At 62.0% G+C, this 6,302-nt stretch carries 5 protein-coding genes; all 5 read left to right on the top strand.

Annotated features, from left to right (window positions below; translation table 11 throughout):
* The first annotated feature begins 809 nt into the window (after positions 1-809).
* The gene (locus ACZM96_RS08950; protein ID WP_489488620.1) at positions 810-2,534 is read left to right on the top strand and encodes a DNA primase family protein; all 1,725 of its coding nucleotides are present in this window, start codon (positions 810-812) and stop codon (positions 2,532-2,534) included.
* A gap of 381 nt (positions 2,535-2,915) precedes the next feature.
* Positions 2,916-4,370: a primase-helicase zinc-binding domain-containing protein gene (locus ACZM96_RS08945; protein ID WP_489488619.1), complete on the top strand. Its 1,455-nt coding sequence runs from the start codon at positions 2,916-2,918 to the stop codon at positions 4,368-4,370.
* Positions 4,371-4,422: 52 nt separating this feature from the next.
* Positions 4,423-4,563 carry a hypothetical protein gene (locus ACZM96_RS08940; RefSeq protein WP_489488618.1) on the top strand — a complete coding sequence of 47 codons (141 nt, stop codon included), beginning with the start codon at positions 4,423-4,425 and terminating at the stop codon, positions 4,561-4,563.
* On the top strand, positions 4,560-5,135 hold the full coding sequence (locus tag ACZM96_RS08935) for a hypothetical protein (RefSeq protein ID WP_489488617.1): 576 nt from the start codon (positions 4,560-4,562) through the stop codon (positions 5,133-5,135). The genes ACZM96_RS08940 and ACZM96_RS08935 overlap by 4 nt, the downstream gene beginning before the upstream one ends.
* The coding region (locus tag ACZM96_RS08930; RefSeq protein WP_489488616.1) for a terminase gpA endonuclease subunit at positions 5,116-6,302 on the top strand (1,187 nt) is incomplete at its 3' end. The genes ACZM96_RS08935 and ACZM96_RS08930, both read left to right, overlap by 20 nt.

Raw genomic sequence — 6,302 nt, 5'->3', positions numbered from 1 at the left:
TATGAAGGACGGGGCCCGGGGGGCGCGTCAAAGGAAATCGGTGATGAGGTCAAAAGGCGGAGGAGCCTTGTGGACCTGGAAGAGTGTATCAGATGCGCCGCAGAGAAAGGGAAGCGACTTCGCTTGAGACTAAAACGTAAGGGGGATGGAAGGTGACGGTCGGAATGCGTGGCCGCGAAAGATAAAGTTCGCTCTCCGGGGAAGGATCGTTCGGATCAGAGCATTACATGCCGGAGCCTTGCCGCATATCCCCAGCGTCTCCCCAGCGGCGCAAACAGCTGTAAAAAGACGCAGAGGCTTTTGCGTAAAATAACAGGAAAAATAATACGTTGCAATGAAAGACAGCAAAATGGAACTTTCCACCCTTCAAGTTTCACTAGGTCGGAGCGCCTTCTCTTTGTCTGCGGCATTATCCTGATATTATTCCCTGTTTGTTCGCTTGCGCCGTCAAAAATATCTCCCCCATATCTCCCCGAAGCATGTCTGTTCCTGGCCTGTGCTTATCTCCCCGCAGAGGGAGATTCCGCCGGCTTCATCCCCCTCACGCTCCCCGAAGAAAAGGCTTCCGGCCAGAGTGTCATGGCCGGTGCGGCGGATTCCTGGGTCCTTTCCGGCTTCGGGCTTATGCGGGGGCTTGCCGAGCGCAAAGAGTGCCGGAAAATTTTTGAAAATAAATCCGAAATTTGGAAAGCCCGCGGCGGAGCTTCGGCCGTGGGCACGGCGGTCTGTGCGGTCGGTAGTGATGTCGTTGCCGGGGTAAAGGGAGCCGGAAGCGACGCTGAGACCTTCGGAGGCATGGAGGTGGCCGCATGAGTGACCACCGAAACGACATGCCGAAAACTCCCCAGGAACCGCAGTCCCCGAAGGAGTGGCTGAAGGGCGAGATCATCCGGGCGGAAGTGCAGCACAAGGCCGAGGAAGAGGCGGCCAATCTGGCCAGACTGAAGGCGGAAGCGGAGGCCGGGAAGACCTCCTCCGGGCAGCGCCGTGGAGACAAGGATGCCGAGACCAGGCAGCGCTTTGTGGAAGACTGCGCGGAGGCCGGACAGAAGGGCTCCGGCATTCTCTTCAATGCGCTTTGCCGCGGTCAGCTCATCTTCGTTCCCGAGTGGGACAGCTGGCTGGAGTGGAAAGGGCAGTTCTGGTCCAGAATATGGCCGTTCGAGGCGGCGTCCCGTGTGGAGAACGTGGCCCAGGCCTATCTGGAAGGCGCGGAACGGCTCAGGGGCATGGCTGCATCGGCACGGGCGGAAGACGATCAGGAACAGGCCAAGCAACTGGATGCCCGCGGGCGCAGGCTCAGGCAGGCGGCCGACAAGCTCCACCAGAAGCAGGGCATCAATGCCTGTCTGGAGTTGTCCCTTTCCCATGAGAGCCGTTTGACGGTTCCCGGCGTGCGTCTGGACGCGGACAACTTTGCCATTGTGGCGAAGAACGGCGTGGTGGACATGCGTTCCGGCATGCTGCGGCCCGGCAGGCCGGAAGACTATTTTTCCCGCCACTGCACCGTGGAATGGCAAGGCATGGATGCTCCTTGCCCGAAGTGGGAGCAGATGCTGTTCGAGATTTTCGGAGAAGATCCCGACGTCCTGCACTACATGCACAAGCTTCTGGGCATGGCGCTGTGCGGGGAGATATCGGAAAAGATTTTCGTGGTTCTGCTGGGCGCGGAAGGCGACTCCGGCAAGACGACCATTTTTGAAATCCTGTACGAGATTCTTACCGGCGGCGACGGCACCAGCGAAACCGGTTATGCCGCGCCCATGCCGGTGGAGCTTCTGCTTGACCAGGGCACGCCGCAGAACCCGAATTCCCCCACGCCGGCCGTGCTGGAAATGAAGGGGCAGCGCATCATGTGGGCCTCGGAACCGGGAGAGAACCGGCGTTTCTCGGTGGACAAGATCAAGCTCATGAGCGGCGACGACTCCCTGGTGGGCCGTTCCCCCTATGACAAGGGCAATACCAAGTTCCGGCCGACTCATACGCTTTTTCTTTTGACCAACCACAAGATGCGCGCCGGAGACAACGATTCCGCCTTCTGGAAGCGCATCAAGCTGGTGGTGTGTCCGTTTTCCTTTGTGTCCGAGCCCGATCCGAACAATCCTTTGGAGAGGCCGGTCAACAAGAATCTCAAGCGGGAGATTCTTGCTGCGGAAGCTTCCGGCGTCCTGGCATGGCTTGTGCGGGGCTTCCAGCTTTACGAAATCGAGGGACTCATACCGCCCGAGAAGATACGCAGGGATACCGAAGCCTACCGCAGGGAGGAAAGCATAGTTCTGCAGTTTGCGGACGCATGCCTGGAAGCGGACCCCGAAGCGCCGCGTCTGGCGGCCGCGCATCTTTATGCGGTGTTCAAGGCGTGGTTCGAGGACAAGATGAGCCGCAAGGGCTGCCCCTCCATAACCACCTTCGGCAAGCTGGCCAAGCGTACCATTCGGAGCGAGAAGTCCGGCGGCCGTGTCTGGTATTACGGCTACCGCTTCAACGAGCAGGCCGAACACGACTACCCGAAAGAGGTGCAGGACCATGCTTAACTTGAAGCATTACTTGAACTCTGTGCCGGGGTATGACACTTCCATGATACTGCCAAGACACTACTGTCATGGTAAGTTTTTCAGGGAAAACGCATGGTTGGGGTATAAACATGACAGTATGACAGTTTTTCCCGTAAAAGTCCCTACGCGCGCGTGCATATATGCGCGCGCATATACATACTGTCATACTATCATATTTTTAAAGAAAAAAGGTAATAACTATCATAAAAGAATAGACTTTTCAGCCATGACAGTTTCGGAGAAAAGTATCATGGAACTGTCATGGCACCATCATGGTGTCATGGCCGAGGCTCTGGCGGCGGCTTTTCTGCATATCATCATGGCATGCCTGATTGCCTGGCGGATGTGGGGAGGTGCGGCATGCTGACCGTTACCGACCTGTACACGGCGCGGGGCCTTGCGCTGAAGAGCAAGGGCCGCAACAGCCGCGGCACGGAGTTTGCCGGGCCGTGTCCTCTCTGCGGCGGCAGAGACCGTTTTCTCGTATGGCCCGAGCAGAACGACGGCCGGGGCTCCTACAGCTGCCGTCAGTGCGGCATCAGCGGCGATGTCATCCAGTGGCTCATGGATGTGGAAGGCATGACCTTCCGGCAGGCGGCGCAGGCCGCCGGCAGGGCGTGGGAGAATCGCCCGGTGAAAAGTGCGCCTCAGGAGCCGCAGAAGCGTGAAAAGACTCCCGCGCGACTCGATGCTCAGGCAATACCGGAACCGGCGCGTAACGCCGCCCTGTGGCGCGCGGAAGCCGCGCATTTTATCGAATCCCGGCACCAGGCGCTCTGGGCGCAGACGAAGGCCCGGCAGTACCTGGCGGCGCGCGGACTGGATGAAGTCGCCGTGCGGGAATACCGGCTCGGCTGGCAGGGCGGAGAAAACGGCCGCGCGCACATCATGCGCCTGCGCAAAAACTGGGGCCTGCCGGAAGAAGCGCCGCGCGAACCCGGCGGCCGTGTGCGCCGGGCCATGTGGATTCCCCGCGGCATAGTGATTCCCTGCCTTGCGGCCGACGGCTGCGTAGAGCGCATCCGTATCCGCCGCCCGGATGCCGACAGAAAAGCAACGCTCCCGAACCTGAAATACTACGTCATGCCCGGCAGCGGCGGCGCGCCGCTTTTCCTGCCCATGAAGCCGGGAACCTTCCGCAGAACTCCGGCCTGCGTGGTGGTGGAGGCCGAGCTCGACGCCATGCTGGTGCATCGGGCCGCCGGGCATTTCTGCTCCGTGCTGGCCGTGGGAACGGCCCACCTTCGGCACCTGCCCGCCGGACTCATGGAAGAGCTGAAACGGCTGCCCGTCATTCTTGTGGCCATGGATGTGGACGCCAACGGTGCGGGTGGCCGCGGCTGGGAGCTGTGGCGGGAGACCTTTCCGCAGGCGGTGCGCTGGCCGTGCATACACGGCAAGGATCCGGGCGAGATGTTCCAGGCGGCGGTGCCGGGGCACGGCCATGACGATGTTCGGGACTGGGTGCTGGCGGGGCTTCCCCCTCTGTACGCCGCGGCCGCCGTGCGTGGGAAAAGTGAGGAACCCCGGCCGGAGCAGCCTGCCCCGGCTCCCGAAGATCCGCCCGTACGCCCGGAGCCGTCCTTCCCCACGCATCCGGTGTGGGATTTGAACGGCTACTACATGGGCGCCGATCTGGTGCGCGAGTGCCTGCGGGCCAACGGTCTCACGCTGGTTCCCGCAGGCGGCGACGTGAGAGTGCGCGGAGATAGGCAGCTCCCGGACAGGGAATATGTGAAGCTGCTGCCGTTCCTCCGGCGGCATCGGGAATACATCGACGAGATAGCGGCGGGAATGGGGGTGAACAATGTTTAAGCCGAGAGACCGTAAGGGGAAGAGAAACGGGGAGCACGACCCGCGTTTTCATGTGGCCAAGGATGCCCTGTACCTGCACAAGTGCCACGACTGCGACAGAAAGACCACGGATTACCGCTGTCCGTCCTGCCTCAGAAAATGGCGTTTGAAGCACGGTGTGAATCTGAACGCCGTTGACGAGGAGGGATTATGAGCCAGACGGCAACAACGTTCCGCACGGCGGCCGATGCCGTGGAATGGCTGAAAATGCAGGGCTACAAGATCAGCGCTCCGCAGTTCTCCCGGCATTTTCATGCCGGAAAGATTGCCCGCGACGGCGACGGATTTTTTACGGCGGCGGCGCTTCTGGGCTATGCCGCGGCACAGCTTCAGCCCGTGGCCCGCATCGACGATGCGGAGAGCCGGAGCGTGGCGCTCGGCAAGATGAGTGCGGATTCGGAGCTCAAAACCGTGCGGGCCGCCCGTGAACGCCTGAAGCTGGAAAAGGAGCAGGGCAAGCTCATGAGCGTGGAGGTTCACGAGCAGGACCTTGCCGCCCGTGCGGTGTTCTTCAAGTCGGAAGTGCAAAGCTTCATTCACCGCAAGGCCGGGGAGATCATTGCGCTTGTGGGCGGGCGGGAAGAATCCGTGCCCGAGCTTGTCGCGTGGTGGGAAGAAGCCACGGCGGACTGGTTCGACGCCTGGAGCGATGAGCAGGAATTCGTGACGCAGGACGGCGACGCCGCCGAAGACGTGGAGGCCGACGATGAAACTCTCGCTGACTGAGACGGAGCGGCGCATATTCCGCAAGCGTGAGGTTCCGCCGGTGTCGCGCTGGGCGGCGCAGCATCTCATTGTGCCGGACGGCCCCTATGCCGGCGCACGGTACCGGCGCGACGTGAACCCGTACCTGGCGGGCATCATGGATGCCTTTTCCGAGCGCAGCGTGGAGGAAGTGGTGGTCTGCGGCGCTCCGCAGACGGGCAAGACGCTGTGCCTGTACGCCTGCCTGTGCTGGTGCATCGACTACCGACCGGCGCCGCGTATGCTGGCCATGCCGGACGACGAAACACTGGCCCGCGTGGTGGAAGCAAAGTTGAAGCCCATGTTCCGTAAAACGCGGCCCGTGCGCGAGCTTCTCGGCAAGAGCAAGGGCGGCCGCACGGGCTTTGCCGACGGCACGGCCCTGTACCTGTCCAGCGCGGCCAGCGCCAGCCAGCGCGCGTCCATTTCCGTGCAGGATCTGTTTCTGGACGAGGAAGCCCTGTTCCGTGCGTTTGCGGGCCACGGCGACCCGGTGACGGACTTTCGGGAAAGAACGCGCTCCTACCCCTACACGCACAAGATCATGCGCATCAGCAAGCCCGTGGGCGACGAAACGACCACGATATGGGCCGACCTTGCCGCCATGGACGAGGTGCGCCGCTACCGGGTGGTGTGCCCGGCCTGCGGGACGGAACAGGTGATGCAGCCGGAGAACATCATTTCCGAGCACGGCGTGAAGGACCCCGTGCGGGTGCGGCGCGAAAAGCTGGGGCGCTACCGCTGCCCGCACTGCGCCTATCACTGGACGGACTACGCCCGCGATCAGGCCGTGGCGCGCGGCCGCTGGGAGGCGGACAACCCGCTTCCGTCTCCCCACCGCGTGGGCTTTCACCTTCCGGCCTACCTTTCCGCCGCCGTGTCCCTTTCCGAGATACGGGCGGCGCAGCTGGAACTGGAAAAAACGGACGATGCCGACGCCCATCAGGCCTACGCCAATGGCATGCTGGCCATGCCGTACACGCCGGTCATCGCCAAAACCAGCGAGGCGGAAGTGCTGGAACTGGTGGACCGTGAGCTTGCGTCCTGCACGGTGCCTGCCGGCTATCGGGCCGTCACGCTCGGCATAGACATGCAGAAGGTCGGCTTCTGGTACATGGCCGTTGCCTGGACCGGCAGACTGGACGGTGC

It is taken from the genome of Mailhella sp., from assembly GCF_057866825.1.
The sequence above is the reverse complement of the archived record's forward strand: the minus strand, read 5'-3'. Positions and strand labels throughout refer to the sequence as shown.